The following is a 15,344-nucleotide window of genomic DNA, read 5'->3' as shown; positions in this document are numbered from 1 at the left end:
AACTCTTCCTCGCTCAATTCGCCGGACAGGCGGCGGCGAACCTGGTCGCGGTACTGCGCGACGCGCTCGTCGACGAGTGTCTGGTCGTACTGATCGTATTGGTACATTCGGGGACCCCAGTGTGATGTGCCTCGTTGCGTCCTAGCCACGCAACGTCCGAAACAGCAGTCGATTCGCACAAGCGCCGGCCGTTAAGACCGTCTGCTCATTTGCTAATGACAAATACAGCTATCGATATTGAAAAACCTGGGGTGATCGTAATAAACTGGCCTTATATTTCAAACGACTAAAAAATTGTTTCCATATGCGGAAGGGTTATAAATGAACCTGCACCAGTTTCGCTTCGTACGCGAGGCCGTCCGCCAGAACTTCAACCTGACCGAAGCGGCCAAGGCGCTGTATACGTCGCAGCCGGGGGTGTCGAAAGCGATCATCGAGCTCGAGGACGAGCTGGGCGTCGAAATTTTCACGCGCCACGGCAAGCGCGTCCGGGCGCTGACGGAGCCGGGGCGGCTCATCCTGGCGTCGGTCGAGCGCATTCTTCAGGAGGTTGAAAGCCTGAAACGCGTCGGCAAGGACTTCGCCGCGCAGGACCAGGGCAACCTAGTCATCGCCGCCACGCACACGCAGGCGCGCTACTCGCTGCCCGCCGCGATCGCCGAATTCAAGAAGCGCTTCCCGAAAGTGCACCTTTCGATTCTGCAAGGCAGCCCGACGCAGGTTGCCGAAATGGTCATGCACGACCAGGCCGATCTCGCGATCGCGACCGAGGCGATCGCCGGCTATAAGGAGCTGGTGTCGCTGCCTTGCTTTCAGTGGCACCACGTGGCGGTCATGCCCGCCGATCACCCGCTGCTCGAGCGCAAGCTGCTGTCCTTGAACGACCTCGCGCAATATCCGCTGATTACCTACGACAACGCGTTCGCCGGCCGCACCAAGATCAACCACGCGTTCCAGCTGCGCAGCCTCGTGCCGGACATCGTGCTGGAGGCGATCGACGCCGACGTGATCAAGACCTATGTCGAGCTGGGGCTCGGCGTCGGCATCATGGCCGACATCGCGTTCAACAGCGAGCGCGACCGGCACCTGCGGGCGATGCCGGTCGGCCACCTGTTCGGCAGCAACGTGACGCGCGTCGCGCTCAAGCAGGGCGCGTATCTGCGCAGCTATGTGTATACGCTCGTCGAACTGCTGTCGCCGACCCTCAATCGCAAGCTGATTGAACAGGCGTTGAAGGGCGAGCACGAAAGCTACGAACTCTGAGTACGGAGAATGATATGAACCGCCCCCACGCCCAGTTACGTGCGCTCGCGCTGGCCGCGCTCGCGTTCGGCACCGCGGCGCACGCCGATATCAAAGTCGGCATCGACCTGTCCACGACCGGCCCCGCCGCCACGATCGGCATCACGAGCAAGAACGCGATGCTGATGTGGCCGAAGACGATCGCCGGCCAGAACGCGCAATACCTCATCCTCGACGACGGCTCGGACCCGGGCGCCGCCGTGCGCAACATCCGCAAGTTCGTCTCCGAGGACAAGGTCGACGTGATCGTCGGGCCGAACGTGACGCCGGCGGCACTCGCGGCGCTCGACCCGGTGTCCGAGTACCAGACGCCGATGATCACGCTGATCGGCTCGGCGTCGGCGGTCGAGCCGCAAGAAGGCAAGCGCGTGTGGGCGTTCAAGATGGCGCAGACCGACAGCGCAATGGCCGACGTGATGACGCGCTACATGGCGAATCACAACGTGAAGACGGTGGGCTTCATCGGCTTCGCCGACAGTTACGGCGATAGCTGGCTCAACGAGTTTTCGAAGTTCGCGGAGTTGCGGCACATCAAGATCGTCGCGACCGAGCGCTTCAACCGCACCGATACGAGCGTGACGGGCCAAGCGCTCAAGCTGATGGCGGCGAAGCCCGATGCGATCCTGGTCGCCGGTGCGGGCACGCCCGCTGTGCTGCCGCAGCGCACGCTCGTCGAGCGCGGCTTCAAGGGGCCGATCTACCAGACGCACGGCATCGCGACGCCCGAGTTCATCAAGCTGGGCGGCAAGGATGTCGAAGGGACCTTGTTTCCGACGCAGCCCGTCGTCGTCGCGCGCACGCTCCCGGCCGATCATCCGGCGAAGAAGGCGGCGCTTGCGTTCGTGAATGCCTATGAGGCGAAGTACGGGCCGGGCACGGTAACGCAGTTCGCCGGCGACGCGGCGGGGGTCTATCCGCGCCTTCAGGACGCCGTCGCGCGGGCGCTGAAGACGGCGCAGCCCGGGACGCCGGCGTTTCGCATCGCGTTGCGCGACGAACTCGAGCACGCGCATGAGCTCGTGGTGCCGAACGGGGTCGTCAATTCGAGCGCGAAAGATCATGTCGGGCTCGATCAGCGCGCGAGCGTGATGGGTGTCATCAAGAACGGAACGTTTGTCTACTTGAGCCAGTGAGCGGCCGAGCTCGCGGCCCTGGGCCGGGGGATGAACGCGGGGCGGAACCGGCGAACTTGCTCGTTTCGCCGTTTTCCGCCATAATCGCCGTCTTCCGTCACGCGCGACCGCGCGCGTGACGCGCCAAGAAGCAAGACGATACAAGACAACACGGCCCAGGTGGTGAAACAGGTAGACGCAGGGGACTCAAAATTTCGTGCGGCAAAAAACTGTGGTAGGCTGTGAGCCTTGTCTATCAAGGGTTTGCGGCAGGTACGAAAGTTGGCAGGATTTTGGTCCCCCCCAATTTCCCCACAAAATTTAGATTTTTCGCTAGACGCACTGAACCACTTTTCGGGGAATTTCCCCGGTGGTCAATGCCCGGGTGGTGAAATGGTAGACACGGAAGACTCAAAATCTTCTGTCGCGAGACGTGTCGGTTCGAGTCCGACCCCGGGTACCAACTAGTTAAAGTATCGCAGAGCCGCTCATTTTGGGCGGCTTTTTGCATTCAGCATGCGAGAAGCCGATGGCGGACGTGCAACAACAAGAAAACCAGCAAGAAGCTCCGGTCGACAACGAACGTGAGGTTGCCTTCTATGCTGCCGCCCTGGACGCGTTCTACACCACGTCGCTTGAATACGACAAGGGCATCTTCACTCTAGCAGCCGGCGGTCTCGGCCTGCTGGTCACCCTCCTCACGACCGTTGGTCTAACGTCCCGAATCGAGCTGGTCGCTTACCTCGTCGGAATCGTGGCCTTCACAGTCACCCTAGTCCTGTTGCTGTGGATTTTCCGACTCAATAAATCACATATCATTGCTGTCGTTGGCGGCAACGATGAACTGAGTACCCGGCAGCTCAGAATCATCGAGACAGCTTCGATGATTGTTTTCGGCGTCGGCATCATCTGCGCCGCAGTCGTCGGGGTGCTTGCCGCGACCGACTCTTACAATACGAAGGTGAAGGCCATGACTGACAACAAGAAACCCAGCGCGCCGATAGTTCGTAACGACAGCGTGCAGGGCATAAAGAATTTGCGCCCCGACGTTCTGCAAAAATCTTTCATCGACGCTGGCAAGCTTCGCCCGCAGGCGAGTACCGGCGCTTCCGCACCTGCGACGGCAAAGCCTGCTGCATCGACGCCTCAAGCATCCGGCGCTGCTCCGACTAACCCAACCTCCAATCCATCTGGCAAAGGGAAGTGAAATGGCAAACGACAACGACAAGCCGGACGTTTCGGGCTTAACCCCGAACTTCGAGAGTTTCGATGGCATTGCGAAGCTCAGGCCCGGCCAAAAGTCGTTTGTGGGTGTGAGCCAACTGCGCCCTGCGGCAACCGGGACACAATCTACTGCCCCGACTGCGCACACGGCCAACACAACTCCCACGGCACCGACAACGACCTCGAGTCCGAAGGTGAAATGACATGGCCAACGATAGCAAGAAGCAGGGAAAAGGGTCGAGCTGGGCAATGGTCGGCGACAGCATGGAGGGCATCAAACGACTGCGACCCGACATGCTGAAGCAGAACGCAGGCCAGGAAACCGTCGCTACTCAGAAGCGCGGCGCCTCTTCGAGCACTACGCCGGTCGCTTCGAGCACGACCAAGCCGACCAAACGAAGGCAGTAAGCAGTTCTCTGTGCTTTTCTGTCTCAAAGTGTCCTAACGGTTGCTAACCCCCAACATACTCGACAAAGACATGAGATAACCTTCAAGCCTGCCGCTACACGTCATAGGTTGACCCATGGCCTTCCGCGCTCAAGACCTTTTGTTCGAATCGGACCGGTTTACCGTTTATCTGACAGACGGCCGCGCGCTGACAGTGCCGCTGGTCTGGTTCCCCACCCTGCTTGCTGCGACGCCGGAACAACGACAGCGATTCCGTATCAGCGCGTCGGGGGAAGGGTTGCATTGGCCGGAGTTAGATGAGGACATCAGCGTTAGAGGTCTTCTCAAAGGCGCCCCCGACCTTACATCAAGACATGGCAATGGCAACTAAGGCAGGGGCATTCGCTCGAGCGCCGGCGCAATTAGATTCGCGTCGGGCCTAGGAACGCCGTCAATCGATTGGCAAGTGCGCTCCGGTCGCGCAGCTCGCACTCCCAAATCACCAATACTTGCCAGCCGTCATCGTGTAGCTGTTGCATATGCCGGCGGTCACGCTCAACATTACTGGCGAGCTTCTTGTGCCAGAAGTCAGTCGACGACTGCGGCATCTTGTAGTGGCCGCATCCATGCTGATGCCAGAAACATCCGTGGACAAAGATTAGCCGCCTGCGACGGATGAAGGCGATATCTGGCTTACCTGGAAGCTCTGACCTGTGAATGCGGAATCGATAGCCCAAACCGTGAAGTAATCGGCGAACAAGCAGCTCTGGCTGCGTGTCTTTTCCACGCACTCGCCGCATTCGCTCGCTGCGTTGCTCACGCGTTAGCGGGTCGCCCACCATGGGATGCTTCCATTGAACTGGGCACGGATTCCGCGCCCCCGATGAAGTGCATCTGGACATCCCTCAGTGTCTTACTTGCGTCGTTGTAGGCCAACACCTTTCCACGCATAAGACTGATACGCCAACCATCCGGAAGCGCCGCACTAATGCGCGATAGTACCTCCCGCATAGGACCGGCGGCGAAAAGGGACTGGCATTCCACGTTCACCGCGGAGAGCGCGGCGCGTGACGCGCCCTCCACACGAAAGGTAAAGCACACGTTCGTCGCGAACCATTGAAGTGCGGAATACAGGTCGGAATTCGCCGGCTGACTTTTCGTCTCCGTGCCTTCGTCGATTCGTTCGGCCGCTATCGCGAAGGCGTCGACGTGGGAGTCCATATCCAGGGAGTATCTCAGGTCGAAGTCCGACGCCTTTTGCGTGTCGCGCTCCTTCCCCGTGTCGTTGGACCCGAAGCCCGAGTTGTTCAGGAACGGCGGTTTGGTTTTTTCGAAGGTCGGCTTGACGGGTTTGATTTCCCTGTGCTGCTTCTTTCGCGCGGTCCACTCGACGTGCGGACTCTCACCGCGCCGCGAATTCAACGGCTTTGTCTCCTCGATTTCTCGGAGTTGCGACTCCCACTTAGACAGTTCATTGGCATGTAATGCCTCGGCTCTTTCAAGCGTTCGCTGGCGCGCAAGGCGTAACAGTAGCGCCTCAACGTCAAGCGCGGCGAAAGAGAAGATTTGCGCCGCCTTGAAATGAACTGAATCAACCGAAATACCAACCCGGTTCGACAGTTTCCGCCGATGCCTTCTCAGCCGAGCCTTCAGCCCCCTCCGGGCGTCCGATTTCCCGACATAGGAGAGCTCGTCATTGATGTAGAGCGCATAAACGCCCTCCACCCCATCATCAATGCCTCCCAGGTTATCGCGAGTGAGAGGCGCTGTTTCAAGCGAATCGAAGAAGGGTCCAAGTTGCTGGGCGAGACTGCGATTCAGGTTTAGTTCAAATGAGCCTAAACCCGGACGGTTGAGACTACCTTTTATCGCGAAGGATACGTCGCTTTCGGGAGGGTTCCAGGCAAAGTCTCGGGGAGCGTCGGCCAACTCGAACTTTGCGGCCACGTCTTCCGTTTCCGCATCTTCAGTGACAGCGTCGTCTTGCTCGGGTGCTTCGCCTGCCCGAAGTGCTTCAGACGTCTCTTGGGCTTCTGGATTTTCTTGGTCGAATAGTTGTCGAGATTGATTCATGACCTTCATGGGCAGGAGTCCGAGCACAAAGGATTATCTCGTTAACCTTTCCGACTAGGCCACCCTCGTCGAAGCGTCTGCCGCTGCCGTCAAGGAAACGAGCCAATCGCCAACGAATCTCGCCAGTTGGACCGGCACGGCGTTGCCAATCTGCCGCATTGACTCCCCCCAACTGCCTGGAAATTCATATTCGTCGGGTAGCCCCTGCAGCCTCGCCGCTTCTCTCACGCTGAAATACCGGACGCTGCCGTCTTCACGAGCGAGCATGTTTTCACCGCCGGGCACGCCGTGAACCCCCGCCTTAAGGGCTTTAGCCGCATCATCGATTGGACTGCCAGTATGCCCCGGGTACGAACGGGCTCCGGGCTGAAAAACGTGATTGGCGATGTCATGGCGAATGCTTGGCTCACCGAGCCCAACAAAGGCGTCTCGACAAGTCAGCCACGCGCGCTCAGGAGGACGACGACCATGCAGCCGCAGAGCTTCGGCGATTCGCGCTTCCGACGCGGGCACAAGTGACTGGTCGGGCTGCGGCAGGTCGTGGCGTTTCCAGTAGTCGCCACTAATCCACTTGTCCCAGACAAGTCTGCTTTGGCTGTGCGTCGGCGCGGGAAAGTCCTCAAGCTCAGCGATATCCTTGCGAACTCCAACGATGACAACACGGTTGCGCTTCTGGGGCGCGCCGTAGTCAGCGGCGTTCACTGGATTCACGGAGACGGCGTAGGTGGCTTTCTTAGCCTGCTTCTCTAACCTGGCGAGGTGGTCGTAGTGCGATTCCCCAACGCGCCTGACCAAGCCCGGGTTTTCCAGATATCGCACAATCCAGCGGACATAGTCTCGAAACGCCGGACGCAACAACCCGCGCACGTTTTCGAAGACGAAAGCCTTCGGCATCGTTTCGCGAACGGCGCGAATCGCTTCCGGCCACATGTCTCGCTTGTCCTGCTCCCCGGCGCCTTTTCCACCCAGTGAGAATGGCTGGCACGGCGGCCCACCCGCCACCAGGTCGAGGTCCGCGTGAGTCGACCAGTCAATTTCCCGCACGTCGCTGTGACGCAGCGGCCAGTGTTTGACGGCGCGCACCCCGTTCGCTTTATTGTGCGCTACGGTCGCGCAGGCGTGCGCGTCCCACTCGACCAACAGGTCATGACTGAACCCGGCCGCGGAAAGGCCAAGCGCAAGCCCTCCGCACCCCGAGAACAGCTCGACGCTACGGGCGTTTCCGCTCTTGCGCAGCGGTACTACAACGTTTTTTTGGGCCATGATTCGACGGTTGCGACGGTTTGCGTCGTAGCTTATCATCTGCCTGCAAATTCTTCAAATCGACCCATCAAAATATTACTTTTGATGGGTCAGAATTCCATGATTGATACTCCCGTACTTCGCCAGCTAGCCCGCCTCGGGTCCCTCGAAGAGGTCATCGCCCGTCAAGTGCCCGGCGGCTTTGTCGTCATTGTGCGAAACGGGATTGAAGAGGAAGCGCTCCTCGCTCAACGAGGCGGCCCACGCACATTCCGGCACCTGGACACGCTCTGCTCGTTCCTCGCCCAGGTCGGGGTCCTCCGCTTCACGGTAGAAGCAGGAAACTTTGGGACTCAGAACGCCCTAAGGATTTGAACCGCTGGCAATGGAGGTGGCGGGAATAACTTGCGTTTAATGCGGGTTACAGCATCGTCGGTGTAATCCAAGCGAACACCTCTTCCGGCCTCGGCACTCGATGTCTGTCACGGACGAAATCACAGATTGATGCCGGCGGTCGACGAATGCCGCCGTGCATATCCAACGTGAAGCGGATTGCTTCTTCCATTTGAGTTCGCGCTTGGTCTGACTCTTTGCAGCACTGTCCATACAGCCGGGATGACTCCTCGCAGCCGCAGTATTCGTCGTCAGTCAATTCGAGCATCCGTTCATATGGATAGCGAACTGATTGACGGCCCGGCCAGCGTCCGAATGTACTGAGGTGCAGATGCCTGACGGCCCACAACGAGTAGAGGTCCAGCAGCAGGACCAGCGGACTCCATACGGTCCAGGTACCGTCAGTCGGCTCAAACGCACATATCGAGCCGTCCGGGAAGTTGGTGTGCCGAGGCCCAATCCATTCGTATCCGATGGCATCGGTGCCCCAAAAACCCCAGCCTCGAACGACGCCACTCGCAAAGCGGATACCAATAATGAACAACGCTTTATGCGAAAGCCCCGGCAGCAGCGAACTCTCGGCAACAACCCACATGCCGTCGTCATCAAGCCAAGTTCGCGTGCCGGGGTAAGCCTGCGCTACCGCTTCCAGTTCACTGGCGAACTTGCGATGGAGTTCTGCGCGGACGAGCGATGCGGCGGGATGGGACGTCCCGGGTCCGACGGGTGCCCGTGATGGCCGTGGGAGTGTCCCGTTCCATGAGGGTGCTCGTGTTCGTGCTGCTGGTGATGCTGGTGATGCTCCGGACGCTTTTTGTCGTGTTCGGGCATGATTGGACTCCTTGCCCAGGGTCGAGGGAGAAATGATGGGCCCCCCGGGCGCAACGAGCCCACCATTCCTTACAACCGGATAGCGCGCCGCATCGAGCAACTGTCCGATTCGACGCAATTCGTCTTGCACTTCGTCTTGCATGTCATCCCTCCCAAGCAGACTGCCGAGGAAGGTGCGCAGAGCTTTTCGCGCACACGCCTCACCAGTGGGCGCCCACGGGGCACTGTGCTAAACTGAACTTGTCGACTTTAGCAAGTTCGGCCTTACTTTATCGAAATATCACAAACTCGTCAACTCAGACTTGGCATTATCGACAAATGGAAGAAGATATCCGCAAGCTGTTCGCACAGCGTCTGCGTTATGTCCGAGAGGAAGTCCGCAAGTTGACCCAAGCCGAACTTGGTCGGCTCTGCAATCTGCCCGCAACTTCGATTTCGCATTTCGAAAAGGAGGATGGGACCCGCAAGCCTTCGTTCGACAACTTGCGTGCACTGGCCAAAGCCTTGGCCGTGACAACCGACTACCTCATGGGAAGAAGCGAAGATATGCATGGAAGTACCGCTCTTGACGAGCAGTTGTATCGCGACGTGAAATCATTGAGTGACGCAGACAGGCAGATAGCGGAAACCTTGATAAAACAACTGGCGGAACGCAACCGCTCCTAGGAGCAATCGTGATTGAGAGCAAGCTACGAGACGCTGAACAAATCGCCGAAAAGCTCGTTAAAGACGAGGGTCTGAGCCTGCCAGTGGATGTGCTTTCACTGGCAGCCTCCAGGGAAATAACCGTCGTTGCGAAACCGGCTTCTGCCCAAGGCGTCTCCGGCATGCTCATCCGGTCGGGAGAGCAGTTCGCAATCGCCTATGCGACCCACATCAAGAGTGAAGGCTTTCAGCGATTCAGTGTCGCGCACGAACTCGGCCATTACTTCCTAGCGGGTCATCCGGAGGCAGTGTTCCGGAACGGCGAAGTGCACGAGTCTCGTGCCGGCTTTGCGTCGTCCGACCGGTATGAACTCGAGGCGGACCACTTTGCTGCCGGCCTACTGATGCCGAGTCATCTATTCGCGGCTGCGTCCGGTCGGTACCCTGACGGGTTGGAAGCCATTAGAGGACTTGCTGACGAATGCAAGACTTCGTTGACGGCGTCCGCCATTCGGTACGCAGAGCTGTCCGAGGCGGCCGTAGCCATCATCATCAGCCGAGGCTCGAGCGTCGACTACTGCTTCGCATCGTCATCCATGAGAGGATGCAAGGGGTACCGTCATCTGAAGAAAGATGCAACCGTGCCACGCGACAGCCTGACTCGCGGCTTCAACCAGAATTCGAAAAACGTCGAGTCTGCGATAGAGGACGGCGCTGATTCCGAGTTGAATCTCTGGTTTCATGTGGATGATGAAATACCTGCATATGAGGAAGTCATCGGTTTGGGTGAATACGGCCGGACTCTCACGGTCATCACTGCAGATATTCCGGCTGATGATGACGAGCGCGACAGTGAGTGGAGTGGACCCCGCTTCCGCTAATGCACGCATCCGTTAGGCTGCGCGCCACCCTCTGACGGTCTCTCTCGCGTCCTGCGGGTATAACGATGATTTAATCCGTCGACAAACGGAACGCGTCCATTGGATGCGCCTGAGCCGGCTCAGCGAATGGTTTTCGCGCCCGACGGGGCTCGCAGCGCTCAGCTGCGAGCTCCGCCTGCGCCCACGCAGGCGGACGCCCTTTGGGGGGGGCCGACGCCCGATTGAGGCGCGTTCAGCGCATCAAAGGCGGCCCCAGCCGCCGGTCGGAAGTTGGGGGGCCGCGAGGCCCCGGGCGTCGCAGAGGAGCGGAGACCACCTGCGTCGCAGTCGGAGCGTAAGGCGGAGGCTCGAGAGGCAGGTGGTCTCCGGCCGCAGGCCGGAACGCCCCTCGCTTTTCGAAACGGGCGCCCTAGTGCCCGAGGGTACGGCGGCGCGTACAGCGCCGGTAAGTGCCCGGTTTCGGGTCGTTGACGTTGCTGTTGCATTCCGCTGCTGTAGCGACTTGCTATACGTAAAGGAAGGGGGGATGCAATGTCCAATGACAATAGCCAGAAATCGACAAATCGAAACACGCAGCGGGCGCGCGAGGTCGAGAACCAGACCGTCGCGACCATCGCCAGCGTCGACGCGATGACCGTTCGCCAAGTCGCGCTGCTCAACTATGGAGTCGCCGAGCGGAGCGCAATCGTCGGCACCCAGCGCCTGCTAAAACGGCTGCGTCAGCGAGGCTGGGTCGCTCGCACCCGCGCGGGCGACGGCGTGTACCGATATTTCCTGACCGAGAGCGGGTGCGCATGGGCGGAAACGATTTACGACGCCCGCTTCTCACCAGGCTACGACCGGTCGTATCTCAATTCGGCGGTCCTCGATATCGTCATTGAGCAGGCCCTCGAGGAAGCATGGCGGATTGCCGGCGGCATTGTAATGGGCCGGGGATTGCTGCGCAGCGGCGCGCTCAGGCTGGCGCATCCCGATATAGACGCCATCGTCGCGAGCAGGCGCGGCGATGACCTGCTGCCGGTTCGCTTCATCGTCAGGGTAGGCAATGCCGCGCCCACAACAATCAGGCGGCTATGCGCTCTGAAACAACGATATGGCGACAAACTTCGGGCCGTGGGTGAACCACGCTTGGTCAGCGCCGTGCAAAGAAGAGCGGAGGCGCTGGGTAATGCTCCAGCCAATCGCGTAAAGGTAGCCGTGGCCTGAAGGGCCGGCGGTCAGAATGCGGTCTACGGTCACCGCAAAGGGGGACCGCCAACGCAAAGGGAGCCATTCGGCATGGCTCCCTTTCGAATCATGAGTTATCCCGCATCGGTTGGACTGAATTCACCCACCAGCGCCCGGTGTCCCAGCAGCCGAGCGAGGTGAGCCATATGCCGAACAATCGCGAGTTCGCGCGCGTTTACCTCCAGCGACACAAAGAAGCGGTCGTTTTGCTTACTGCGCCAAAATTGTAGGTCTTCGACGGTGAAGGGATAGGCATGGCCGCCCCGCCAGACGCGTTCCTCCTCCTTCATCCAGTCGTCCGGCATGCCCATTTTTGCTCCAGTGACCTCGACCATGCCGAAGTCGCCCGCCCACTCGTCGCCCATGGCATAGGCCGTCGGAAAAAACAGTCCGGCCAAGGTATATGTCCCTGGCTGGTCCTTCAGGGGCGAGACCTCTGCGGCCACGGCCCAATCAAGCGAAAGCATCTCGTCGACAACGCTGCGAGTTTTGACCTGCATTTGAGTAATCTCCCGTGTCCTGAATTGCGCACCGAAGTGGTCGCACATTCGTATAGTCACCGCGGCGAGATGGGGATTCAGGTCTTCACGAAAGGGAGTCAAAATCTTCCGCGCGACGTCTAAAGGGGCCAAATTCGAAACGCTGCATGAAGATATCCATGGTCTTGCTCCTGTCGCGCGCGAAGATGTGGTGAATTTCGTATTGACGCTTCGCCCGAGTCCATCTCATTGTCTTGACGACATCCTCGAACACCGCATTGTTCGACCAGCGGCACAAATACGCCGGGTCGCCAGGCGCATAGCTTGGGTTATACAGCCCGACCAGGAATGCCGCGATGGCATTCGTACTGCCACCGATGTGGCGTCCACAGAGACCGAACAACCGATAGGCGGCCTGCGCCCCTTCATCGTTGGCGAACACCGGATGCAGTGGTGGGAGGGTCTGGTGATACGGGATGTCATTGTGTTTCGCATGGGCTGGCATTTCGGTCCGTCCTCTCCAAGAAGTTACAGGTCGACGCGGATGCATCGGGGCTATTTCTTAGAGTAGGGAGCGTTTTTAGCCGGACTCTTCCCCTTCCACTCCTATGAGGGCGGTCCACGCCTGGCCACAGGCCCGCCGGGGTCTCGCTTGCGTGGCGCGCTTGCGTGGCGCGCTTGCGCGCAAGCCAAGGCTGAACTCCGTCCGGCGCAATACCGTCGCGTCCCGCCCCGGTCGCCCGAGCCTGAAGAACGGTGCCTATACATATGGCTAGCAACGTCTAGCCGCATGTACCGGTTCGTAGCGCCGCGTTCCACCCATGCGACATTTACAGGGCGTCGGAGAAACTCATGAACACGAACCTGCTCGACATCACCGAGCTCGCCGCGCTGCTAAAGCGCTCCCCTGAAACCATCAAAAGAGACCTGCGCAGGAATCCGCGCGCGGTTCCGCCAAGACTGAACATTCCCGGAACGCGGCTGCTACGCTGGCGCGCCGTCGACGTTGAGTGCTGGTTGTCCGAGTGCGTGAGGGCGGAACTGTGAAGCGATTCCAACCATCCGTGTACGCCGAGAAGCAATCGAAAACGGGGAATTTCGCCAAAGAAGATTCGGTGCTGTATAGGTGGACCGGAACACATTGGGCCACGCTCACGAACGACCAGGCCGACGAAATCGCGTACGCGTGGCTGAAAGCGCGCGACCGGAACCATGCTTCCGCCGAGCACGCGCGGCGGTGTTCGCGCGCTCTCATGCTTGACGCCCCACGACTGGCTGAGCGCGGTAGCGAGCTTTGCATTCCGTGCCTTAATGGCTACGTGACGCTGGTTGACGACAAGCCGGTCCTCATCGAACCCGACAAGACACGGGGCCTTCGCCACGTACTCAACTGTCATTTCGAGGTCGGGGAAACGCGGGCGCCCCGCTTCGAGCGTTTCCTGACGGAGGTTCTCCCCGACGCTGCGGTCCGCGAACGCGTGCAGGAGTACGCAGGCTACACGCTGACCGGCGACGCGCGCCATCAGCGCACGATGATGTTTTACGGTGGTGGCGCGAACGGCAAAAGTTTGCTGTCCAACATCATTCAGGCGTTGCATGGCGACGGCGTGGGCGCTGCATGGCTCGAAAACGTCGAAGGAGCAGCGCTGTCGGGCGTCATCGGAAAAAGTCTGATAGTGGTCGACGAAATGCCGCAGGCGCGGCTCAATGAAAAGCGCCTGAAAAGCTTATTCGGCGGGGAACGCATACCCATCGACATCAAGTACGCCACGCCCATTTCAACGCGGCTCGAGGCAAAATGGATGATATGCGGCAACTATCTGCCCGTAGTGGTCGACGACTCGGACGGCTTCTGGCGGCGCTGGGACATTGTGCCGTTCAACGTCACAATCGACGAAGCGAACCGGGACACGACGCTCGCTGACGCCATCACGCAAAACGAACTGTCAGCGGTGCTCAACTGGGCGCTAGCCGGGCTGACCCGGCTGCAGCGTCGGGGACGGTTTGACCCGATAAGACCGGCAGCGATTGAAGCCATGACGGAGGAAGCCAAACTGCAGTCCTGTTCCATACGCGCGTGGAAGAACGAAAACGACATCACCGTCAGCGTGGATGCCCACACGCCGAAAGACGAAATTTTTCGGCATTATCGGCATTGGTGCGAGCGCAATCTCCTGCGGCCCGTGGATTCCATGCAGTTCTGGAAGCGTCTTGGACGACTCCTCCCATATGAAACATCGCGGCCACGCGTCGCCGGTGGAAAACAGGAGAGACGCGTCGGCGTGACGCTGCCCCGCGCGGCGTCGTGGGTGCCCAAGGGCGCGTGAAAACGCTGGACGTAGTTGGACCGGCCTGAAGCGCGCTCTTCAGCCCGGTGCCAAGTGAGCCAGGTAACCGACGAACATTCCCGGCGAATTGCAATTGACAACCTTTTTTTCCTTGCCTTTACCTGACTCACTTGGCTCAAGCTACGATTTTGCGGTGACTTTCAGATTGTTTGTTTCCATTGACAATTGCGCGCGTAAGCTCAGTGCCGGGATACACGTAAAGCGGGTTCGTGAGAACCGAAGCGGCACGGATTCTAGAGCCCTGCGACAAGCTGTACGGATAACCGGTGCTCCAGACCTGGGCACCGGTTCGAGCTACACTGCGGACAAAATCTTCTACGCCGATGGAGGACGCGATGCATGTGGGCGACCGCTTAGCTACGGCCGAATTGCTTGCTCGCTGGAGGGCGCTGCAGAATGGCGATTGGGAAATCGAAACTGACTGGTATGAACTCAGCGAGCGGGGTGACATCGTCGTCACTCCACGTCCAACCACCAGGCACCAAATGGTGGCGGGGAGCATCGCGTCCCAGCTGTCGCTTCAGTTGGGATTATTAGCTGTTCAGTCAGTGCCGGTGGTCACCTCTGCTGGCATACTGGTTCCCGATGTCGCCTGGATGCCAATGGAACGATGGAGCGATGCGCGAGAAAGCGACGACCCGCTGCCGTTTGCACCCCACGTCTGCGTTGAGGTGCTAGCGCCATACAATCACGACCTCGAGACGTCCCGAAAAATCCGGGCATACCTGGAGGGCGGCTCCGAGGAGGTCATCATTGTTGGAATGCAAGGTGACGTACGATTCTGGCGACATGATGGCGAGTCGGCGACGTCCGGATTGGGCCTGTCGTTAGTCATCAGCCCATCGCTGCTATCCGCCTCTTGAAAAACCCGATTTGACGGACCACTTGAAGGCCGACGGCCATCGGACTTCCGGCCTATTCGAACGTCGTAGACGGATAGTCTGCGGTGGAGTAGCCCGTCATGACATCAAAACCGTTGACCGTCATGTTCCCGGTCACCGGATGTACCCCAATCTCGGACCCGACTGCATGCTCCCCCACATCGGGCATCTCATCCGCCTCCCCCGCCACGACCACAATGCGCCCGGTCGCTACGAGGAAGGTCAACGCCAACATATAGGCCATTAGCAGGCTCCCGGCCCACAGGAAACCCTGCCAAAAAAACACCGACCGGACCAAACCGCGAAAGGTCGTCGGACT

The 15,344-nt window shown here is 59.5% G+C and carries 19 protein-coding genes and 1 tRNA gene; 13 read left to right on the top strand and 7 right to left on the bottom strand.

What is annotated here, in order from left to right:
- Positions 1-321 precede the first annotated feature (321 nt).
- The 6 genes from J3489_RS33885 (at position 322) to J3489_RS33860 (ending at position 4,416) form a co-directional block, all read left to right on the top strand.
- The gene (locus tag J3489_RS33885) at positions 322-1,263 is read left to right on the top strand and encodes a CysB family HTH-type transcriptional regulator (RefSeq protein WP_207005179.1); all 942 of its coding nucleotides are present in this window, start codon (positions 322-324) and stop codon (positions 1,261-1,263) included.
- A 14-nt stretch (positions 1,264-1,277) separates the two neighbouring features.
- The gene (locus tag J3489_RS33880; RefSeq protein WP_207005178.1) at positions 1,278-2,435 is read left to right on the top strand and encodes an ABC transporter substrate-binding protein; all 1,158 of its coding nucleotides are present in this window, start codon (positions 1,278-1,280) and stop codon (positions 2,433-2,435) included.
- 358 nt (positions 2,436-2,793) lie between these two features.
- Positions 2,794-2,877 (top strand) — tRNA-Leu (locus J3489_RS33875).
- 66 nt (positions 2,878-2,943) lie between these two features.
- Positions 2,944-3,621 (top strand): hypothetical protein, encoded by a 678-nt coding sequence (locus J3489_RS33870; protein ID WP_207005177.1) that lies wholly within the window; start codon positions 2,944-2,946, stop codon positions 3,619-3,621.
- Between the two features lie 221 nt (positions 3,622-3,842).
- On the top strand, positions 3,843-4,046 hold the full coding sequence (locus tag J3489_RS33865) for a hypothetical protein (protein ID WP_207005176.1): 204 nt from the start codon (positions 3,843-3,845) through the stop codon (positions 4,044-4,046).
- A gap of 115 nt (positions 4,047-4,161) precedes the next feature.
- Positions 4,162-4,416, top strand: coding sequence for a DUF2442 domain-containing protein (locus tag J3489_RS33860; RefSeq protein WP_207005175.1), 255 nt, complete (start codon positions 4,162-4,164; stop codon positions 4,414-4,416).
- Between the two features lie 31 nt (positions 4,417-4,447).
- On the opposite strand, the gene J3489_RS33855 is transcribed toward J3489_RS33860, so the two are convergent.
- The 3 genes from J3489_RS33855 to J3489_RS33845 are packed head-to-tail and all read right to left on the bottom strand — an operon-like array spanning position 4,448 to position 7,400.
- The gene (locus J3489_RS33855) at positions 4,448-4,825 is read right to left on the bottom strand and encodes a very short patch repair endonuclease (RefSeq protein ID WP_242540531.1); all 378 of its coding nucleotides are present in this window, start codon (positions 4,823-4,825) and stop codon (positions 4,448-4,450) included.
- Between the two features lie 16 nt (positions 4,826-4,841).
- Entirely contained in the window at positions 4,842-6,107 is a 1,266-nt protein-coding gene (locus tag J3489_RS33850; RefSeq protein ID WP_207005173.1) for a GIY-YIG nuclease family protein, read from the bottom strand.
- 45 nt (positions 6,108-6,152) lie between these two features.
- The gene (locus tag J3489_RS33845; protein ID WP_242540526.1) at positions 6,153-7,400 is read right to left on the bottom strand and encodes a DNA cytosine methyltransferase; all 1,248 of its coding nucleotides are present in this window, start codon (positions 7,398-7,400) and stop codon (positions 6,153-6,155) included.
- A 45-nt stretch (positions 7,401-7,445) separates the two neighbouring features.
- On the opposite strand from J3489_RS33845, the gene J3489_RS39135 reads away from it, so the two are divergent.
- Complete coding sequence (locus J3489_RS39135) at positions 7,446-7,715, top strand: ParC-related protein (RefSeq protein WP_508617103.1); 270 nt, start codon at positions 7,446-7,448, stop codon at positions 7,713-7,715.
- A gap of 46 nt (positions 7,716-7,761) precedes the next feature.
- On the opposite strand, the gene J3489_RS33840 is transcribed toward J3489_RS39135, so the two are convergent.
- Entirely contained in the window at positions 7,762-8,706 is a 945-nt protein-coding gene (locus J3489_RS33840) for a hypothetical protein (protein ID WP_207005172.1), read from the bottom strand.
- Between the two features lie 176 nt (positions 8,707-8,882).
- Here J3489_RS33840 and J3489_RS33835 point away from each other — a divergent pair, with 176 nt between their 5' ends.
- The 3 genes from J3489_RS33835 (at position 8,883) to J3489_RS33825 (ending at position 11,296) form a co-directional block, all read left to right on the top strand.
- On the top strand, positions 8,883-9,230 hold the full coding sequence (locus J3489_RS33835; protein ID WP_207005171.1) for a helix-turn-helix domain-containing protein: 348 nt from the start codon (positions 8,883-8,885) through the stop codon (positions 9,228-9,230).
- 8 nt (positions 9,231-9,238) lie between these two features.
- A complete protein-coding gene (locus J3489_RS33830) occupies positions 9,239-10,090 on the top strand; it encodes an ImmA/IrrE family metallo-endopeptidase (protein WP_309491470.1) in 852 nt (283 codons plus the stop codon).
- Positions 10,091-10,621: 531 nt separating this feature from the next.
- Entirely contained in the window at positions 10,622-11,296 is a 675-nt protein-coding gene (locus J3489_RS33825) for a hypothetical protein (RefSeq protein ID WP_207005170.1), read from the top strand.
- Between the two features lie 95 nt (positions 11,297-11,391).
- Here the strand turns inward: J3489_RS33825 and J3489_RS33820 are convergent, their stop codons facing one another.
- Together J3489_RS33820 and J3489_RS33815 are read right to left on the bottom strand one after the other, a co-directional pair.
- The gene (locus tag J3489_RS33820) at positions 11,392-11,817 is read right to left on the bottom strand and encodes a hypothetical protein (RefSeq protein WP_207005169.1); all 426 of its coding nucleotides are present in this window, start codon (positions 11,815-11,817) and stop codon (positions 11,392-11,394) included.
- Positions 11,818-11,902: 85 nt separating this feature from the next.
- Entirely contained in the window at positions 11,903-12,301 is a 399-nt protein-coding gene (locus J3489_RS33815; RefSeq protein ID WP_207005168.1) for a hypothetical protein, read from the bottom strand.
- 347 nt (positions 12,302-12,648) lie between these two features.
- Between J3489_RS33815 and J3489_RS33810 the strand changes: the two genes are divergently transcribed.
- The 3 genes from J3489_RS33810 to J3489_RS33800 all read left to right on the top strand — a co-directional run bounded on the left by J3489_RS33810 (position 12,649) and on the right by J3489_RS33800 (position 15,007).
- Positions 12,649-12,843, top strand: a complete 195-nt coding sequence (locus tag J3489_RS33810; RefSeq protein WP_207005167.1) for a helix-turn-helix transcriptional regulator — start codon at positions 12,649-12,651, stop codon at positions 12,841-12,843.
- A complete protein-coding gene (locus J3489_RS33805; protein ID WP_207005166.1) occupies positions 12,840-14,123 on the top strand; it encodes a DNA primase family protein in 1,284 nt (427 codons plus the stop codon). The genes J3489_RS33810 and J3489_RS33805 overlap by 4 nt, the downstream gene beginning before the upstream one ends.
- Before the next feature lie 356 nt (positions 14,124-14,479).
- Complete coding sequence (locus J3489_RS33800) at positions 14,480-15,007, top strand: Uma2 family endonuclease (RefSeq protein ID WP_207005165.1); 528 nt, start codon at positions 14,480-14,482, stop codon at positions 15,005-15,007.
- Positions 15,008-15,059: 52 nt separating this feature from the next.
- Here J3489_RS33800 and J3489_RS33795 read toward each other — a convergent pair whose 3' ends face one another.
- Complete coding sequence (locus J3489_RS33795) at positions 15,060-15,269, bottom strand: hypothetical protein (protein ID WP_207005164.1); 210 nt, start codon at positions 15,267-15,269, stop codon at positions 15,060-15,062.
- Between the last annotated feature and the right edge of the window lie 75 nt (positions 15,270-15,344).

Origin of the sequence: Trinickia mobilis (assembly GCF_017315705.1) — a bacterium.
Classification (GTDB): Bacteria; Pseudomonadota; Gammaproteobacteria; order Burkholderiales; family Burkholderiaceae; genus Trinickia_A; species Trinickia_A mobilis.
Note: the sequence above shows the minus strand (reverse complement) of the source record. Positions and strands in the feature narration are given on the sequence as shown.